Raw genomic sequence first — 18,561 nt, forward strand, 5'->3', positions numbered from 1 at the left:
TTTGGAAATGGAGTAACATATGGATTATCAAAAACTTTTTTTGCAAAGATGGAAAGAGCTGTAAAAATTTTTATGGTCCCGGGTAATATTATCGCTTGCTTTTATTACTTATGAAAAGTATTAAAAATAACATTGGGATAGGAGATCAGCTATGACAGAGAAAGGGATTGAAGTTGTGATGAATGCATTGGCAGGAACCCAAACAGTGGTAACGGCCGATTTTGCCAATGAAGTAGAACAGATCTTAAGAGAAAAAATACAAATTGAAAAGGAAAACGGAGGAAACTGCCATGAAAGCAGAAGTAAGAGCAAAATACATTACTAAATGGGATGACGGAAGGACGATTCTTGAGTCACCGTGCAAGGTAAATCTTATTACACACGAAATTTTGCATATTGGACGACGAAAAATCATCTGCAGCCCCTACCCAAATCGTGTTCTGGATGATTATGTAGAACACTTGGATGCTGAATATGTCCGTTTTGCAGACGGAACCTGCTGCAATGTTGTCGATTACCAGTCTACGTGGTCTTTCAAGGAACAATGTGGTATTGCACCGTTTTATAGGTCCTAAAAGGATATGGAAGGGTAAATGTTATGCTTAAAAATCTAAATTTGTTTCGTACAAAAAAGCAGTTAGAGAAACAGCGTTATAAAACGATACTCGTAGGAGAAAAAATCACAATGACATCGTATTCCCGCGAAGGATTCATATTTTTAAAGAGCCGTGAAAAAGCAAATAAATCCAATGGTTAATTCGATCGGTTAATACAATATTGGGAAATGTGTTAATCCAGAAGTGACAATTCAAAAAGAAAAGTGAGGAACGAAAATGAACATTCAAAGTATTTCGAAGGAAAACGCTAATGCAAACGTAACTTTAAGTGCATCAGAACTTGTTCTCATTTGCAATATGTTTCATGAGCAGCTTGCCAAAGAGAAAAGTAACCCCAAGTTTTTAGAATTATATGGTGATCTGATGTTGGCCAGAGATTTGTGTCAGTATGGACATGTTGACAACTTTTGTCTGGGCGGCATTGTAAAATGCCGTAACAGCATCGGAAATGGGGTAAATGGGGTATTGTCCGACGAAGATATTGATAAATTCAATAACTTTTTGGAAGATATGCCGACTGCATTAGATAACTCCGAATGGTTAAATGACTACGTGAGTGAAATCGAAAAAATTGCTGCTCAATTGACGATGAGCCAATCCGACGGTTACTCACATATTTTACGAATCTGCGATGCTATGAAAAGGGAGCTTACCGTATCTGCCGAAATGGAGGATGACTTATGATGCTACAAACCCTTAAAGGTTATAAAGTTGTATATAATATAAAGGGATACGACATAACAGCTGGCAATTCCCAGATTTTTCCAAAACGCCATATTGCCGAAATATATAAATGGAATTATGAATCACACCCATGGTTCCACGAAGAACTCATTATCCGGGAAGCAGACTATGAAGGTGTTCCATTGAGCGAGAGTATTATTATCAATGGGAGAGAACTCATTGACCGGGAACATTATTTTGGACTTGATGCGTGCGAAGTGGGATGCTATATTACAGAAGATCTTTTGGATGAGCTTCTTGGTATGCTGCCCCCTGCCTGCACGAGAAGTGATTGTTCTCAAATTGGAGAACCTGTCTCACATCGAATTGCAGAAAATGGTTTCGAAAAGCCCACCTATGCTACATTTAAGAAAGTCGAGGCTGGCATATGGGAGTATTGCGGGGATTGTTTTCGGGGTGAAAACGTATGTTCTGGCATAGAATTACCGTATTTGTAATATTGCGTTTCTTGCTTTCATATGCTATAATGTATATGGATAGATACTAAAAATGAAGTGCTATTTTCATAATAAGTAGCAAAAACCTCGGAGGTAGGCAAACTCCGGGGTTTTTATTTTACTCGAGGCGATATGATATAGACGGATATAACATAACATCTGATAATCACAAAAAAACACGGCAGCATAAATAATGCATCTGCCGTGTTTTTTTGTCTAAAAATATTTTTCGTACGTGAAAATTACAATTCCATTTTTTTTCAATTCTATAAATATCAGACGTACATGCACTAAAACGTTCTGAAATACACATTAAGAGGTAAAAAAATATGGAAAAGACCAGAAAACAACTTGTGGCAACCGTAGCAGCAATGTTAGGAGATCAGTATAAAGTTTCGATCTCCATACGACATTTTGAGGAATCCCTCAAAGAGTTCGACTCAACGTATTTCATTGAAATCGTAAAAAAGGCAGCGGAAGACAGCTTAGTCCCTGTTATTGCGCTTGATCCCTTTGTAAAGGCGGTCAATCAGAATGAAATTTCCATGAATCGAGCTGCGTCTATAATCATCAATACATTTTTTGAAGCTGAGTCCGAGGCTGATAAAACAGACTTTTCGTCTTGCCTCTCGAAAAAGTATATATTAGATCATGTTTTTTATCAGATGTTTCCATCTGCAGCATGCGAACATTTACCGTTTGCGGCACCGTCAAAAACCTTTTTTTGACCTTACTGTATTATACATGCTAGACCTTGATGTTACAGCGTTTGGGGGAGGTACGTGTGTCGTCTCCAGTGCAATGATGAGCGAATTGGGAATTACTGCAGCAGAACTTGATAGTGCAGTGCGAAGAAATATCTCTGATTGTGATTTTAAACTTCAAAAACCGAAACCAAAAACCATTCAACAAAATCCGATTTTGGCAAATTCTTATATAGTTTCCTGTGAAAAACACAGAAATGCTGTTTTGCTGTTCCCTGAGTATTTTCAGAAACTGGCAAATTATTTACAGGATGATCTTTACGTTTTACAGTTAAGCATTTATCATGTTTTGGTTGTCCCGGCAGCAACTTTCACGGCATGCTCCGTTGATGAGATCGCTCCTATTTTGTACTCTGCTCTTCGAAAATTTGCTCCAAAAGCAACGGTTCTTGGAACTTCTATTTATAAGTTCGATCGGACGGAAGGGAACTTTTCTACTATCATCAAATAGTTAAGAGTTAGATCATCCAATAAAATGCGGCGGGCATAATGTGTCAGCCGTGCTTTTGTCTATTTTTCAAAAAAATTTGCGCGTCTAACTTCATCACTGAAGCAACAAGAATGCGACGCGTAGTTTTCAAGGATTATTTTACAGGAGTCTCATATTGATACGGTGATGTACAGAAATGCGTTGCAGATACATGTTCCGAGGACAGGAACCGATGTGGATGTCATTTTATCCGCAGTGGAAGAGTATCTTATGATGTATCTTATGATGCTTGCAAAAGAATGAATTCGTATTGCTTTTGATCATGCACAAAAAGATGTGGGCGATCTCAGACAGCGCACAAAAAAAGGCATTGAAACGGCGAGATTAAATGGAAAAATCATAGGCCGTCCAAAAGGGCAACATAGCGTAAGCGAACGAGAAGTGCGAGCAAAAAGACAAATGATGAAGAGTGTCAGATCGGTTGGAGTGTCAATTTGAAACGATCTCGCGGGTACCATTCCCAGCACCGCTACGCGTTGGTCTGCCCATTTCCCAGGAGCGTAATTCATGAGTAACGTAGCAATATTTTGCGCTTACCTTACGTTTGACGTTTGCAAGCCATCGGCGCTATTTGCCAAAGTTTTAAAAACGAATGCAGAAAAGCAGCAAACCTTTTTAGGGTTTACTGCTTTTCCGTTTCCTGTAGACAATGTGATTTCAGTTTTTTGTTATCTAATTCATCGTATTAGATGTTGTAGAACAATAACCAAATAAAATAACTATTTCATTGTTGGTGGTAATAACTGCATTAGGGGGGATAGAAATAATTAAACTACTCGGTAGCTTCATCACCATTAAATTCACGGTTTGTTTTTCCATTTTGATTACAACTTACTGTAATTGTGGCTGATGAAGAAAGCTTATTTCCAAAAAGGCCTTCTTTATACAATTCAAATACTCCAACTGCTTTTGCAAAAGTGGGAGAAACCTGTTTCTCAGAAGCGCTATTTTTAACCTGCCAACCATCAGCAACATTCCAAACACTGTTTTTACAGTTTGTTACATTACAGATGGTTCCATCATATGTAAATTCGCCAACGGTCTTAAATTCACCCAATGTAGAATTATCAGACTTCAAATAAAAGCGTCCAGATTGCCATGCAGAAGCAGTTTGATACTTGGCAATTGTGACTGGTTCAGAATTATAAAACTCTATACCAACTTCTGAGTTATTGGTATTCAGCAGGATAGAATCGTTTTGTGTTGGTTTGATTGAAGTATGGTCTGCTGCAAAAGCAGTTGTAGGAGACATAGTTCCTAACAAAAATACGGACAAAGTTGCTGCGATAAGTTGTTTAAGTTTTGTATACATATTTATCTTTACCTCCACATTAAATTATAGTTGATTCATCATAATCTCCAGAAAAACTGATTTTTCCGCTTTTACTACATTTTGCTTTACAACTTGCGCTATTATTATATTTACCACTCTTTTTGAGCGTATAGTTTCCTATAATAGAGGCACTTCCGTCATCGCTTTCTTCATCGCTTAGATTATATGTTCCGCTCCATCCAGAAGCTGTTGGATTATGATAGCCACTTGAACCAGTTGCTGTTGCTGATGATCCAGTATATTCAAAAGTTCCATCTAAGCCATATACGGATACAATCTCTTTGCTTGAAGTTAGGCGAAACCAACCCTCCATAGAAAAACTTTTTGCGCGCGCACGAGTTAAATTGTTTACTTTAATTACTACTTCCGTGTAAACTTCTTCGCTTATGTCTAACTTAACTGGAATAGTTGTAATACCATTTTGTACAGTGATATCGGCTGGATCAGCTAATGCAAGCGCTTCTTCAAGGGAGATTTCAAATGATGTATTTTGTTGCCTGTCATTTGATTCTGCCGCAAACGTTGGTAAAGGAAATGAAAATAATAATGTAAAAGCAATCAATAATGGAAATAATTTTTTCATATCACATGCCCTCCATCAAATAAGATTTGTTTTAGAATCTGTTTCTCTTCTTGAAAAAGAAAAATGCACAACCAAATACTGACAAAGCTAATATCCCCCAAATAAACCGACCATAGGTTACTTGAGAATGATCAACATCTTTAACATCTGTTCCGCCAGCCATATCCGAATTTGCTTCTGGTAAATCATTAGCAATTTCTTTTACTTGTTCGTAATCATAAATTACAGAATTACTTCTTGCATAAGTGACTAAATTTTCATCATAATCTGTTGCGGTAACAGGAACAATTTCTTCTATTACACCATCACTATTAGGAATGAGGGCAACAACATCTTGGAATATTGGTAAACCGCCAACCAATATTGTATCTGCTGGAATTTCATCGATGATACTTGAAAGTTTTTTTTCATAATCATAGTTTGAATTTCCATTTTTGTATAATGCAAGGCTAGAAATGACCCATTTCCCCGCATTATCTAATACCTCTTGCTGTTCTTCCTCAGAAAGAATAGCTTTTGCATTCTCACTTAAGGGAAGCCCCTTTTGGAAATTAACTACCACGGTTCCATTAACTGTATCAATCGGTAACAGATAAATATAGTTTCCGTTTTCAAGTGCATTTTCAATTTCACCTACTACGTTAGTGGATAATTTAAAAACATTTGTATCGACATATATTTTGAAAGCACTGTCATAATTTATGTCCTCTGCTGTAATGGATATGTTTTTATCACTGTATACATCATTAACAGCGGTTACAATTTTGTCTGAAATGTTGCTTAATTCCGATTCGGCGTTGCCCGAAAAATCGGATGCAAATGCTGTTGCAGAAAACATGAACATCATAGAGAGCGTTAATAAGCAAGTGATTATTTTTTTCATATTCGTTACCTCCTAATCAATATTAAGCTTTCTATTGGTTATTTTCTTAAAACAGTTTTTTCATAGCAACGAGTTCCCAGTGTTCCAGTTGATCCATTTACCAGCCCAGTATACGAAAAATATTGTGCATCAACATTGGGCGAAGGGTCTAAAATATACAAATAATTTGTAGAACCCGTTTTATAACCACTAGCAACGACTACATGACTTAATGAACCATCCTGGCCTTGTAACCAGACAACAAATGGATCACCATCATCAATTTCAGTTTTACAAGAATTAAAAGAAAGTGCGGTGGATTTACTGGTAAAAGTTACACTATCTACAGATGCATATTTTATCGCATCGCAAATATTTGTAATAGTACCTTCTTGATTATCTGTATTACCCTTAATTTTTTTTACAATAGCATACTGGTCACGATTGCTTCCACTGTTATAATACTTGCCGATCATCTCTGAACAAGAAGCCCAGCACCACTTTGTCTTGTTTTGATCTATCTCAGAAACACCCAAAGTTTTTGATGCTGCAAATACTGGAACAGTTAAAGTCATAATCAGCATGGCAACAACAGGAATTTCTAATAAACGACGTTTCATAAATTATTCCCCCATTTCAATTTTATTTGCCTTATAATACCTACGCTTATAACTACGATACCATGATAATCACCCTCCATCATTTTTAAAATTATGTACACAATAATGTATATCTTAACAAAATTATATCACAATTAAATGTATATCGCAAATAGTTTCTGTAATATCAGGGATTTCGCTTTTAGTAACGCATATTTATAAGTAGCCCCTTTTCTGTATTCACTTTTCCTTTTTTCTCACAGACAGAACCATTATGCACAAAATTCCCCCTTTTCTGTTTGGAACCGTTTTACCTATTTCTTTTTCCTTTTATACAGCATATTCTATCCACCTTTTTCATACAAAATGTCCTTTACTTTTTCTATCAGCAGTTCATCACAGAACTTTCGGCTTACACTCTTTCGGCTGATTCCGCTTCCTTCAAACGTTTGGACTCGTCGATACAGATATAGTTCTCTCATGTTGAAACCTATGATCATCAGGTTAAATATAACTTCTGTCGCTGTGTGACAATAACAGTGCTTCGCGTGATAATACGTTTTTTACTAAGTGAATGTTTCTTGATGGATCTTGATTGATAGAAGCATGTTATTTTGCACGCAATTTCCAATATTATCTATATCAGATCAATTTAAGCAGAAAGGAGTATGTCAAATAACAGATCTGAAATACAATATGTCCATGGAGAAAAAAATGAAAAAATTGCATTCATCAAATAGAGGATTAACATTCTCTATAACACCAAACGAACAATATTATCCCGGCGGTCATTATATTTATGAAGTCCGCCCAACTTGCATTATCATTCGCCCTTCTAAGAGCGGCCTTAAAATTTCCAAAAAGAGATCTGGAGCCAATATAAATGCCTTATTTGATCTTAGGAGTAAAAAAGTACGCGATGCAGTTTCCAGATGCAGTCATATGGAAATGGAGGTTCTGCAGGACAAAATTATCGTACGCTGCATCCGCAGTATTAAGGACAAAATCGTTCCCATTGAACGTGTCCTTGCTGAATTCAGCGTATCCAAAGTAGTTTTAAAGGCTGCCGCTGGCATTGAAGGGCAAATCAGCATTGCGGAATATTTGGATTCCATCGGATTTTCTGACTGGAATACAACCGTTAATGAGGAAGTACGATCTGTATTTTCTGTTATGTCTTTATTTTCAGGAGCAGGCATGTTGGACTGGCCATTTCATCTGGACCCGGCCTTTGAAATCAACTACGCATGTGACTCTGATGCGGCTGCCTGTGAATCGTATCGACATAACATAGGAAATCATATTGTGTGCCGTGATGTCCGGGAAGTTTCGGGAAAGATCCCTCCACAGCACCTGATCATAGGCGGGCCTTCCTGTAAACCATTCTCTTCCAGTAATCGAAGGAGAAGAATGGAGAATCATGAAGATGTTGATCTTGTGGATGAATATATTCGCATCACACAGGAAAATTGTCCGGAAATTTTTGTAATTGAAAATGTTCCGCAATTTATCACCTGTGAAAGCGGAAAATTTCTTTCCAAAGTGCTGCAAAAATTGATCCATCGGTATACAATCACATCCAACATTGTACGAGACTGCGATATTGGCGGATATACCACCCGAAAAAGGGCGATCATTATCGGATCTCGTATCGGTAAAATTCAGCTTCCACAGCTCAAATTATACCCATTCCATACGGTCCGTGAAGCATTATCCAAAGTCACATCCAAATGGTATAACTACTTTGATGTAACTACAAGCCGTCCGGAAACAGAGAAGAGAATGGCTCTCGTCCGGCCCGGACATAATTTCAAAGACATTCCTGAATTTCGTGATAATAAAACTATGCATTCAGATCGCTACTATCGACTGGATTATGATTCTGTATCTCCTACCATTGTCAATTGGAGAAAGCTCCCCATTATTCATCCAACAGAAAACCGAACATTAACTGTAGCAGAAGCTTCTGCCTTAATGGGATTTGATCAGCGTTTCGAATTTCATGGAACGATCGGGGAACGTCAGCAGCAGTGTGGAAACGGATGTACCTACGCAATAGGTAGTCTGATCAAAAAGGTCACCAAAGAAGCCCTGCTCCGGTATCATTGCGATCCGATCCTTAGTGTGTAGTACATATTTGAATGTTAAATAGAAGGAGGAAAATTTTATGTTATGGACAGTATTATTTCAAAAGCTGAAACGTCAGCCGCCGAAAGCATCCCAGATATATGCACTTCTGGACAATCCCAAGACACATCGAACAGAAAAAGTATATCTGAAATTAAAGTATGATTCTCATGGATATCCTTATTTCGTTCCAAGAGACGAAAATATTGAACGCGGATATCGGAAAACGAAATAAACAACCCAGGGGGTGCGAGCAGCATCCCCTTTTCTTATTGCAAATACCGCCCCCAAAAAGACCTGCATTTTTTGTTTTTTACATTCTTTCTAATTCTATCAGTATCAGATCAATAAACGAGGAAAGGAGTATACAAATTAGATCTGAAATACATTTTGTCAAAAAAGGAGAATTAACATGATCAACGGAGAATTAATCGTTGACAACTTTGCTGGCGGTGGCGGGGCAAGTACAGGCATTGAACTTGCTACTGGTTATAGCGTTGATATTGCTATAAATCACGATCCAGAGGCAATTCGAATGCACCAGACCAATCATCCAAACACAAAACACTATTGCGAAGATGTATGGATGGTAGATCCTGTTAAGGTTTGCAATGGACGTCCAGTAGGGCTTGCCTGGTTTTCACCAGATTGTAAACATTTCAGCAAAGCAAAAGGCGGAAAGCCCAAGGATAAGAACATCCGTGGCTTGGCCTGGGTAGCCTGCAGATGGGCGGGATTAGTACGTCCGCGAGTTATTATGCTGGAGAATGTAGAGGAATTCAAAGGATGGGGGCCTCTTAACAGGCAGCATCATCCAATCAAAGCCAAACGCGGCACAACATTTCAGAAATTTGTTCATCAGCTCAATGATTTAGGATATGAGGTTCAATATCGAGAGCTGATTGCTGCTGATTATGGCGCACCTACAACCCGAAAGAGATTTTTTCTGATTGCTCGATGCGACGGAAAGCCTATTGTATGGCCCTCACCTACGCATGCGCCGGCTGATAGCCAGAAGTCAAAAATGGGCATTTAAAGCCATATCTGGGAGCCTACACGCAAATCGACTTTCAGCGTCCTTGCCCAAGTATTTTTGATACGGCAGAAGAAATTAAGGAAAAATATGGCATCCGTGCGCAAAGACCGCTTTCTCCGAAAACGATGGAGCGGATTGCAAGAGGAATCCAAAAATATATCTTAGAGAACCCAGAACCTTTTCTTGTCCAATGCAACCACGGTGGAGATCGGAAAGCAGGGGATTTACACATCCCGCTCCCTACAATCACAGCGAAAAATGGGTATGGAATTGTGCGGCCGACGCTTGCTCCCTGCAAATCAGGAAAAATTTCTGCATTTTTGCACAAATATTATTCAGGAGGATATAAAGGAGCAGGAGAATGCATGAAAAATCCATTACCTACTGTTACTGCATGGGATCATAACAGCATTGTGGCTGCAACTCTTGTTCAGATGAATAATCACTGCGATGGAAAGGACATTCGGAATCCTCTTCCTACCATCACAGCCGGAGACGGACATTTCGGTGAAGTAAGAGCCTTTCTTTTGAAATTCCATGGAAATCGTAGCGAAGGAGACCTGAAAGAACCATTAAATGTCATAACTACCAAAGATAAATTCGGGCTTGTTACAATTTCAGGAACGGATTATCAAATCGTAGATATTGGGCTGAGAATGCTGGAACCACAGGAACTTTATGGATGCCAGGGCTTTCCAAGTGATTATATCATCGATCATGACTATACGGGAAAGACCTATCAGAGAGCAGAGCAGGTTAAAAGATGTGGCAATGCCGTTTGCCCACCCATACCAGCCGCCCTTGTAAAAGCGAATCTTCCTGAACTGTGCAAAGCAGAAAGGCAGCCCATTTGTCGCCCAGACAGAATCCAAACTGAGCGCAATGGACAGTTGAAATTTGCATAAATATTGTGCGGAATTTTCACGTAGACGCTTGGAAGACCCGCGGACACATGCGGACATATAAGTCCGGAAAAACTGTATATATTAAAGAAACTACGCACCACCGGAAAGCACATAACGGTGATGCGCAAAATGTAAAAATGATTGTGAAATCATTAAAAGAATAGTAATTTAAATTTTGCAAATGAAAAATTGCTTTCATGGGAAAAGAAGGATGAAAATATGAATAAAATTGAAACACCAACGCTGGATATAATGATTGAAATTCAGGAACAATCACAGCTTTGTGGAGAATTTCTTGATTGGCTCTTAAGAAAATATACCATGTTTGACAGAAAACAAAAGAGAGAAAGTCCATTTGCCAATGTTATGGGTAACGGAGACTATATCAATAAAGAAAAGTTACTTGCTGAATTTTTTGATATTGATTTAGTAGAAGCTGAAAAAGAACGACAAGCTATTCTGGATGCTATGCAACGATGAAAGATTGTCTTAAATGTGACCGTTCCAAAAGATAGTAAAATAAATCTTTAATGTATTGAATATTTTTCACATAAAACATAACCTGTTTTATAGCACATGATAAAAATTAAAGTTTATTTTTATCGTGTGCTTTTTTTACAATTCTATTAATATCAGTAGAAAGAGAGGTAATGAGCATGATACACGCTATATGTGATTTTTGTGGAAAAGACTGTGATAGAACGGCAACGCTGTTATCTATGACACCTTTTCAAAATTTTGCTAGGTATCATACAGATAATGAACCATATGGAAATAGAGAAAAAACTAGAAGTTTTGTAATCTGCTATGAATGTTGTAAAAAACATAATCTTCCTAATCCGTATGAAACATATTCAGGAATTACTAAGCAAGAGGGGCATTATGAGAAATGCTTGATAATTATACAGATGTTGACCTTGTAGGAGATAAAAAATACGATAAGAGATTTGATTAAATAAGGATTTAACTGATGATAGCTCAAGGCGAAGATAATTAAAAGGAGACAAATAATATGCAAAAAAAATTTATAACAATTGCAAGAGAAAATAAAAATGCAGACTTTTATTTAGTATGTCATACAGCCTGTAATGAACTAGGAAACTTTCAATGGTTCTTAAAAGATGACCCCAACTCTGAACATGAAGTAAATCTTGAAAACCAAGTTTATGAATCATTTTCAACTGACTCAAATTGGATCAAAGAAAATGCAGAAAATAAGTGGCTAGGTTGTCATTGTCTATTAAAAGATGATGAATATAATGAATATACAGAAATGATTTGTCATCTATCAAGCGATATTTTAACCATGCTTCGCAATAATATTTTTGATATGATTAGTACATTTAATTCTCAAGGGAATTTTGACCATAATTATATTTTAGAAAATTAAATACGAATTTGATCCACTTTTTGTCCTTTCTCCGGGATATAACGAGGGATATTATCTGGATCTTTCTATCCGCGGAGCCTGGTCTATTACGTACAAAATAGACACGCTTCATTTAGGTACCATAAAAACGCTGGGTAATTCCGTAGAAGGAATCCGTCAGATGGCAACACTCTATGGAGAATGCCTTGTTTCGTTTCAGAAGATCATGCATGATAATATGGATTCGTTTACTCGAAAAGGCTTCGATCTGAAGTTCTATAACACAAAAAAGGAATATTCCGGCGGATTTTCCGGTTTAGAGAGTTCCGACATAGCCCGCCAGCGATTCCAGGAATATCATTCAAAATCGCCTGAAGAGCTTAATTATGGTATTATTCGGGACAATATGTCTCGTAGAGAAAAAATTGTTACAGAAAGGAGCAGCTTATGAAAATCAATTTTTCCATAAACTATAAAGGATACACTGCTGATATATCATACGAACCAGAAGATAAGATCTATGTAGGTGAGGTCCGCTGCATTTCTGATTCTTTGAATTTTCATGGAAGATCCATTCTTGAGGTCAACGCAATGTTTCACCAATCCATTGAGAATTATTTGGATCTCTGCAAACAGATTGGTAAAGATCCTGAAAGGGCTGCCGACTATGAGCTTGCATGCAGAATTTACACCTGCATTTCTGATAATACGGATTGTACGACAGAACCCGAAGCAGTAGAAGCGCTCAGAGAAGCCGTTTTAAAGAGTGGAAAAGCCGGTACTTCAGCTTTTGAGTTATTATGTGATCGTATTGAAGAATTGCTGGAAAACAAGTAAAAAGCACTATTCAGAAAGGTTCTGGGAACACTGCAGATGCATGTGTTTCCGGAACCTTTTTCAATTTTTCAAAAAATCCCATTGTGTTTTCAATACTATATTTGAACAACAAATACAATAGGAGGTATGAAAAATTGAGACACAAAAAACTTATTATTGGAACAGGTATTTGCCTTCTAGGCATTGCCTTATCTGCCGCATGGTTTATTCCATGCAAATTGGAAGCTACTTACGCTGGTAAAACACCTTATCAGTACGATGCAGTCTCTGCCAAAAGCTTTCATGCAAACACTGTAAGCCTGCTCGGAAGGAAAAATCCGGTAACAGACATTTCTATCAGCCCTAAAAAGCTGTCTAAGTCCATCCAACGCATTACTGTGACGTACGGAGATATGTCCGTATCTGTACCTGTAAAAGCTATTAAAGCCGATCATATCGCATGGAGTTATGCGGATGGACCGATCTACGAAGGAGATTCTTTCCACTCGGAAGACATATCTGCGAAGCTTATTTATGCGGATAATACCCAAAAGGAACTGGCCGTATCCGATTTTGAACTCACAAAGACTCCTGAAATTTTAACTGCAGATGATCATACTGTAACTGCAAAGACTATTCTGGGCGAGGAGCAGTATGAGATTCCACTGAACACGATCAGCAAATTGTCAATGGAAAGTAAAGAACTTCTCTATGAAGGGGATTATCCAAAATCTGATTTTTCTTATGAAGTCACGTATAGTGGCAACGAAAAGAAAGAATTGTCTGTAGATGATGTTGAAATTTCTGACACAATTTCATTGGCAGCAGGAAATAATGATATTTCTGTTACCTATCTTGGAAAAGAATATACATCAACAATCACTGCAAAGCAAAAAACAGCTGCTGTCGTCGCCGCCGAGACCTATAAGGCAGAATTAGATAATAGTGTATCTAATGTCACAACCGATAGTATTTTCGTTTCCGTTCAGCAAAAATACACGGAGAGCGGTGAATATTTCTTAACCCATATTATCGTCAACGATCCATCTAATCAAGTCAAAGGCGGACTATCAAATGACAGTTGGGGCAGCTATAGAGAATATCCGACTACATATGCCGGCCGTACAGGAGCAGCAGTCACAACAAACGGCAGTTATTTTTCATATGATAGTGGCAACCTGTATGCGCTGGATGTTTTATTAAAGATGGAAAAATTTTAAAAGACGGTGTGACGAATGGGAAAGAAATCTGCCTGGACAACACTGGAAAGTTTTATACTCCATCGGCTGGAATTTCAGCTTCTACACTCCTTGCATCCGGAGTCAAAGATATTTGGGGGACAGCTGATCCACTGCTAATCCAGGACGGTCAAAAAGTAGATTTGGCAAATCAGCAAAAAATAAATAATACTTACTATAACCGAACAGCAATCGGTATGGTTCAGCCAGGAGAGTATTATATGATTACTGCCGGAACGGCACAGTACAAAAATGGATTGTCTTTTGCTGAATTGCAGAGTATTTTCGCCAATCTTGGATGTACCTATGCAAGAAGCATGGACGGCGGCGGTAGCAGTTCCCTTGTCGTGAATGGAAAGTTATTAAACACACCTGCGCAATACGATGAACGTCCGGTTGTCGATTTTCTGAGCTTTTTGCCATAAATATTCATAGCTCTGGATTGGATGGGAAACTCTCCCATTTATAATGACATTTTTGTTTTCGGGCTAATTTTTCATACTATTTTCATCAGATCAAATAAACGATGAAAGGAGTACCGAAACCTATAAGATCTGAAATACATTTTGTCAAGGAGTATATTTATGAAACCTATTAAAATTTTGCGTCTAAACAGAAAGCATCTTTCACAAATGACCTATTATTTCACAAGTTTTCAGGATAATAGCTGTTCCCATGATGGACAGTCATCTATCTGCCGTATTCACAGTATGCAATATATTCCGGTAACCCCTAATATGCGTGACTACAATTTGCTTGATTCCCTTGGTGTCGCACCTGATCTGGAACGGATTCTGGATTATGCAATGTTATATGGTGCCACTTACGTAGAACTTACTGGAAATGATGCGGATATTGATCCTTTGCTCCCCACGTTCAAATGGACTCTGGACAACGATATCTTGTATGCTATTTTGAAAGATGGCGAACAGATGGCAACTTATTTTGCTGTCGGAATTGATTTTCCTTGCCATTGCATTGTCCCAGCTAACTTTGTACTTGGATCATCGGATTTTTCAGCATGCATTGAGGATACGTTACGTCGTATTGCTTCCTTATATCCTGAATCAACTACGGCAGAACTTTATGCCAACATGGGTGCTGTACCTGACGAAAAAATCCCGGAAGGAGAAGAGGATAACTGGGTTCCTGTAGATCTTGGATATTCGATTCCGGAAATTCTGAGGATTGAAAATTCGCCAAAGCCTCCACTTTACTTCAAGGTAAATCCTCATTATGAAGATACGCTGGCTTTTAAAATGCCCTATTTTGATATGGACTACCTTGAAAAACATGTTCGGCCCGAGTTTGATGAGATTTCAGAAATTATCCCAATTTCTCCAGAAGATTATCAAAAATCGATCAAATACGAAGATGTATGTACTTCCGCACGGAACTAAATCTATTTTACGACTATGCTCAAATGATATTTTTTATCAAGAAAGGATTATATTATGCTGAATTTTTTGAAAAAACTTTTTATGCGTAACCCAAAACACTACATCGTTTCCGGCCCATCTGTACCGGAGAAAGACTTTACAAACAAACGCAACGCGCGTAAATTTCTGTTTCAGAACAGTGAAAATGGCTACGATGCTATGATCGACTGCCTTGATACAGATCCTTGCTGCAAATAATCAAAAATCCCCATAGCCACAAAGGTTCTGACTTCATTTTGAAGATTCAGGACCTTTTTTATTTTATATTTACAATACTCAATATATAGAAATTATTTCAAGGAGAGCATCAACATGGCTAAAGCATGCACATTTATCGGAAACAGAGACTTATCATTAAATGAACAGTGGGCTTTGCGCCCCCGTCTGCAGCAGGCTATTCTGAATTATCTGAATGCAGGAGGCTATTTTTTTGCGTGTGGTGGCTCATATGGGTTTGACTTAGTTGCTGCGGAAGAAGTTCTGAATTTCAAACAATATTATCCCTATATCCAGATGATTCTGCTGCTCCCATATCCCCATTATACCTCAAGGTGGACGATGGAAGACCAGCAACGCTTACAACAGGTTATGCAATACAGTATTTATCGTTATTCTTATTCTGCTTATCGAAAAGGCATCTATTCAGAGCGTAATCAGCAGCTTATTGATGGTAGTAATTATTGTATTTACTATTCGGATTCCAAGACTGCGCCTTATACGCAATCCATCATAGATTATGCAATTGATAATGGAATATGGACTACAAACCTCGCTGATAACCTTCTTTGGGGCGCAGATGACTACTTTGAACATCTTTGAGTGAAAATTTTTTAAATATTTACAATACTATACTTAGAAACAAAATTTACCAAAGAAGGAGGACGCTGTTTCATGTTTTTTAATGTATGATTACGGCCAATAATTTAATGATCAAAACAGTATTAGAATTTTTGAATGAAATTTCCCTTCCAAAACCAGATAAGAACTCATATGCTGCTAATTTTTTGAAGTTGTATGAAAACGGTTCGGAAGCCACCTATGTGCATATTACCAAAGAGAATGCATATGGAAAAGAATATCTGCAGATTTCGAATGATACAGGAGCTTGTATGTCTGACCGCGTTCAGCCATCTGAGCCTGTTTCCTATATTGATCTGATTCAGTTATCTGATAATATCTGCACCGTAGCGGAGCATGCAAAGGAATCAATTCCTTTCCAGCTTACTGCTGATGAATTTTGCTTAGTTACGGGCGTTGATATTTATAAATCAAATTTACAGGAGGACAAAAAGTGAAATCAAAGAAAGTCAGCACTACTTTTACCGTTCTTAGCATGGCTGCAGGAATGTTTCTCACTCCAGCATCCGCCTATGCAGAACCATTAGCATCCGGGCAGGAAACTGTAGTGGATTCAAGTGATGTCTCGACAGATGATTCTGTATCTGAAAAAACAGATTCTGATTCTGGCGCATCTGAAACACCGGAAAAGCCAGAAGACTCGTCATCTGATACTTCTAAGGAACCAGAGGAAAAAGATGACTCAGAAGATCCGGCACCTACGGAACCAGATGTTACCCCATCTGTCACCCCATCTGTCACCCCATCCGTTACTCCGGCTCCAGAGCCTTCCAAAGCTCCAACACCAGACGCATCAATCTCTGAGACTAAGCCAAAAGCTGATTCTGAATCCACTAAAAAAGATGCAAATTCCAGTTCTACATCCACAAAAGACGCAGATCCCTCTTCCGATAATGCGGCAGAAGCGGCTGCAGTAGAAGATTGGAGTCAGACAATTAACTATGAAAATTACATAGGGAAAAAGGATCTTCGTGCCGGGTTTGCCCGCGTTGATAAAGTGTATGCTTATGCAAAGGTCAACACAAGGCTTAATGTCAGAGAATCCGCTTTCACAAAGTCACGTATTGTCGGAACCCTTTCTCCAAAAGCTCTTTGTTATGTTATTTCTGATTCAGATCAAAAATGGGTATACATCGAATCTGGCGATGTCCGCGGCTTTGTCAAAAGCAACTATCTGCAGCAGGGAAAAACGGCATTAACCTACGTTTCCCGGACTGGAGAAGACAATATGGAGCTTGCTGAACAGGTAATTGATCCTGAAGAAAATGAAGCGTTTTCTTATAAAAAAGAAACGGTTTATGATGTAACCAATTCTTCCGGCGAAGGAATCATCACTTTTGCCAAACAGTTCGTCGGAAATTCCTACGTCTGGGGCGGAAATTCGCTCACGAATGGAATCGACTGCTCCCATTTTGTATGGCAGATTTTGACACGCTGCGGCGCTTACGATGGTGAATATACCACCTCTTATGGCTGGAGATCACTGGGCGAAGAGGTAAAAAGCCTTGCTGATGCAAAAGCTGGTGATGTTGTCTGCTACGATGGACACGTTGCTCTCTATGACGGAAATGGAAAAATCGTAGAAGCCCTTAATGAAGATCAGGGCATTGTCGATACCCGGAAGGTAGATAGTGACACCATTCTTACCATCCGCCGTTTTACATCTAATGATGAGATCGGAGATACCAATGCTGAAAAAATTTGGAATTATCTGCGTATGCATGGCTTTTCCAAAGAAGGAACCGCCGGTATTATGGGCAACATTGCAAATGAAGCCTCTACAGATCTGGACCCAACACTTCTGGAAAGCGGTTCTGTGAAGAAATCCGGACTCACTGGTACGCAGTATACTGCACTGGTTGATGCCGGCAGTATCAGCCGTGAAGAAGTCATTCACAGCTCTTCTTTGGGTATTTACAGTGGTGGTAGATATGGGTATGGTTTATGCGGCTTCACAGATCCTGAAATCAAGTCCTATCTGTGCAAATATACCATTGATAAAGGGAAGAGCTTAGGGTCTATTTCTGGGCAGCTGGATAGCCTTATCGCCTATCTGGAAAAACATAATCCTTCGCTGTTAGAACGTCTTAAAACTTCAGACAGCGTTGAAGATGCTGCCACTGCATTTCTGCGCGAATACGAAAAATGCAAAGACCTTGATCGTGAAGAAATCGAGCGGGTTTCGGCAGCCAAACAGATTTATGAGGTATTCCAGGAATACCAGTCACCCGTAGAATAAAACTTTCTCAAAAAATCTCCATGTTACCCAAAATCCGACTGATTTAAGCAATTCTGCTTGGAATCAGTCGGATTTTATTATCTTTTATAACTTCTTTTACGATTT

Annotated in this window: 26 protein-coding genes; 22 read left to right on the plus strand and 4 right to left on the minus strand. The window is 38.5% G+C overall.

The window, feature by feature from the left end:
- The first annotated feature begins 151 nt into the window (after positions 1-151).
- From DXA93_RS17760 to DXA93_RS17620, 7 genes are all read left to right on the plus strand, one after another.
- Positions 152-325: a hypothetical protein gene (locus DXA93_RS17760; protein ID WP_158583264.1), complete on the plus strand. Its 174-nt coding sequence runs from the start codon at positions 152-154 to the stop codon at positions 323-325.
- Positions 291-575 carry a hypothetical protein gene (locus DXA93_RS17615; protein WP_117802134.1) on the plus strand — a complete coding sequence of 95 codons (285 nt, stop codon included), beginning with the start codon at positions 291-293 and terminating at the stop codon, positions 573-575. The genes DXA93_RS17760 and DXA93_RS17615 overlap by 35 nt, the downstream gene beginning before the upstream one ends.
- 258 nt (positions 576-833) lie before the next feature.
- Positions 834-1,301 (plus strand): hypothetical protein, encoded by a 468-nt coding sequence (locus DXA93_RS05575; RefSeq protein ID WP_119207860.1) that lies wholly within the window; start codon positions 834-836, stop codon positions 1,299-1,301.
- Complete coding sequence (locus DXA93_RS05580; protein ID WP_119207861.1) at positions 1,298-1,798, plus strand: hypothetical protein; 501 nt, start codon at positions 1,298-1,300, stop codon at positions 1,796-1,798. The genes DXA93_RS05575 and DXA93_RS05580 overlap by 4 nt, the downstream gene beginning before the upstream one ends.
- A gap of 329 nt (positions 1,799-2,127) precedes the next feature.
- Positions 2,128-2,526 (plus strand): hypothetical protein, encoded by a 399-nt coding sequence (locus DXA93_RS05585; RefSeq protein ID WP_119207862.1) that lies wholly within the window; start codon positions 2,128-2,130, stop codon positions 2,524-2,526.
- 16 nt (positions 2,527-2,542) lie between these two features.
- On the plus strand, positions 2,543-3,013 hold the full coding sequence (locus DXA93_RS05590) for a hypothetical protein (protein WP_243109161.1): 471 nt from the start codon (positions 2,543-2,545) through the stop codon (positions 3,011-3,013).
- A 546-nt stretch (positions 3,014-3,559) separates the two neighbouring features.
- Positions 3,560-3,766: a hypothetical protein gene (locus DXA93_RS17620; protein ID WP_147399530.1), complete on the plus strand. Its 207-nt coding sequence runs from the start codon at positions 3,560-3,562 to the stop codon at positions 3,764-3,766.
- A 58-nt stretch (positions 3,767-3,824) separates the two neighbouring features.
- On the opposite strand, the gene DXA93_RS05595 is transcribed toward DXA93_RS17620, so the two are convergent.
- The 4 genes from DXA93_RS05595 to DXA93_RS05610 are packed head-to-tail and all read right to left on the minus strand — an operon-like array spanning position 3,825 to position 6,450.
- On the minus strand, positions 3,825-4,364 hold the full coding sequence (locus tag DXA93_RS05595) for a hypothetical protein (RefSeq protein ID WP_119207864.1): 540 nt from the start codon (positions 4,362-4,364) through the stop codon (positions 3,825-3,827).
- Between the two features lie 19 nt (positions 4,365-4,383).
- Complete coding sequence (locus DXA93_RS05600; protein ID WP_055222176.1) at positions 4,384-4,968, minus strand: hypothetical protein; 585 nt, start codon at positions 4,966-4,968, stop codon at positions 4,384-4,386.
- 31 nt (positions 4,969-4,999) lie between these two features.
- Complete coding sequence (locus tag DXA93_RS05605; RefSeq protein ID WP_119207865.1) at positions 5,000-5,851, minus strand: hypothetical protein; 852 nt, start codon at positions 5,849-5,851, stop codon at positions 5,000-5,002.
- Positions 5,852-5,889: 38 nt separating this feature from the next.
- Positions 5,890-6,450, minus strand: a complete 561-nt coding sequence (locus DXA93_RS05610; RefSeq protein WP_119207866.1) for a C39 family peptidase — start codon at positions 6,448-6,450, stop codon at positions 5,890-5,892.
- 693 nt (positions 6,451-7,143) lie between these two features.
- On the opposite strand from DXA93_RS05610, the gene DXA93_RS05620 reads away from it, so the two are divergent.
- The 15 genes from DXA93_RS05620 (at position 7,144) to DXA93_RS05685 (ending at position 18,456) form a co-directional block, all read left to right on the plus strand.
- A complete protein-coding gene (locus DXA93_RS05620; protein WP_158583265.1) occupies positions 7,144-8,559 on the plus strand; it encodes a DNA cytosine methyltransferase in 1,416 nt (471 codons plus the stop codon).
- 37 nt (positions 8,560-8,596) lie between these two features.
- Complete coding sequence (locus DXA93_RS05625) at positions 8,597-8,791, plus strand: hypothetical protein (RefSeq protein ID WP_117802129.1); 195 nt, start codon at positions 8,597-8,599, stop codon at positions 8,789-8,791.
- Between the two features lie 177 nt (positions 8,792-8,968).
- On the plus strand, positions 8,969-9,592 hold the full coding sequence (locus DXA93_RS19550; RefSeq protein WP_330427272.1) for a DNA cytosine methyltransferase: 624 nt from the start codon (positions 8,969-8,971) through the stop codon (positions 9,590-9,592).
- A gap of 365 nt (positions 9,593-9,957) precedes the next feature.
- Positions 9,958-10,497: a hypothetical protein gene (locus DXA93_RS19555; protein WP_330427273.1), complete on the plus strand. Its 540-nt coding sequence runs from the start codon at positions 9,958-9,960 to the stop codon at positions 10,495-10,497.
- A gap of 219 nt (positions 10,498-10,716) precedes the next feature.
- A complete protein-coding gene (locus DXA93_RS05635; RefSeq protein ID WP_118640630.1) occupies positions 10,717-10,977 on the plus strand; it encodes a hypothetical protein in 261 nt (86 codons plus the stop codon).
- A 532-nt stretch (positions 10,978-11,509) separates the two neighbouring features.
- The gene (locus DXA93_RS05640; protein WP_118640628.1) at positions 11,510-11,887 is read left to right on the plus strand and encodes a hypothetical protein; all 378 of its coding nucleotides are present in this window, start codon (positions 11,510-11,512) and stop codon (positions 11,885-11,887) included.
- Between the two features lie 160 nt (positions 11,888-12,047).
- Positions 12,048-12,317 (plus strand): hypothetical protein, encoded by a 270-nt coding sequence (locus tag DXA93_RS05645; RefSeq protein WP_117802120.1) that lies wholly within the window; start codon positions 12,048-12,050, stop codon positions 12,315-12,317.
- On the plus strand, positions 12,314-12,703 hold the full coding sequence (locus tag DXA93_RS05650) for a hypothetical protein (protein ID WP_117802119.1): 390 nt from the start codon (positions 12,314-12,316) through the stop codon (positions 12,701-12,703). Before DXA93_RS05645 ends, DXA93_RS05650 begins: the two co-directional genes overlap by 4 nt.
- 134 nt (positions 12,704-12,837) lie before the next feature.
- Complete coding sequence (locus tag DXA93_RS05655) at positions 12,838-13,902, plus strand: hypothetical protein (protein WP_119207868.1); 1,065 nt, start codon at positions 12,838-12,840, stop codon at positions 13,900-13,902.
- Between the two features lie 8 nt (positions 13,903-13,910).
- The gene (locus DXA93_RS05660) at positions 13,911-14,345 is read left to right on the plus strand and encodes a phosphodiester glycosidase family protein (RefSeq protein WP_243109162.1); all 435 of its coding nucleotides are present in this window, start codon (positions 13,911-13,913) and stop codon (positions 14,343-14,345) included.
- A gap of 159 nt (positions 14,346-14,504) precedes the next feature.
- Positions 14,505-15,320, plus strand: a complete 816-nt coding sequence (locus DXA93_RS05665; RefSeq protein WP_119207870.1) for a hypothetical protein — start codon at positions 14,505-14,507, stop codon at positions 15,318-15,320.
- 81 nt (positions 15,321-15,401) lie between these two features.
- On the plus strand, positions 15,402-15,557 hold the full coding sequence (locus tag DXA93_RS17765) for a hypothetical protein (protein ID WP_158568351.1): 156 nt from the start codon (positions 15,402-15,404) through the stop codon (positions 15,555-15,557).
- Between the two features lie 114 nt (positions 15,558-15,671).
- Positions 15,672-16,178, plus strand: a complete 507-nt coding sequence (locus tag DXA93_RS05675; protein ID WP_118640626.1) for an SLOG family protein — start codon at positions 15,672-15,674, stop codon at positions 16,176-16,178.
- A 107-nt stretch (positions 16,179-16,285) separates the two neighbouring features.
- The gene (locus DXA93_RS05680; RefSeq protein ID WP_147399303.1) at positions 16,286-16,654 is read left to right on the plus strand and encodes a hypothetical protein; all 369 of its coding nucleotides are present in this window, start codon (positions 16,286-16,288) and stop codon (positions 16,652-16,654) included.
- Positions 16,651-18,456, plus strand: a complete 1,806-nt coding sequence (locus tag DXA93_RS05685; RefSeq protein ID WP_119207871.1) for a phage tail tip lysozyme — start codon at positions 16,651-16,653, stop codon at positions 18,454-18,456. Before DXA93_RS05680 ends, DXA93_RS05685 begins: the two co-directional genes overlap by 4 nt.
- Positions 18,457-18,561 lie beyond the last annotated feature (105 nt).

It is taken from the genome of Blautia sp. OF09-25XD (genome assembly GCF_003482095.1).
Lineage (GTDB): Bacteria > Bacillota > Clostridia > Lachnospirales > Lachnospiraceae > Fusicatenibacter > Fusicatenibacter saccharivorans.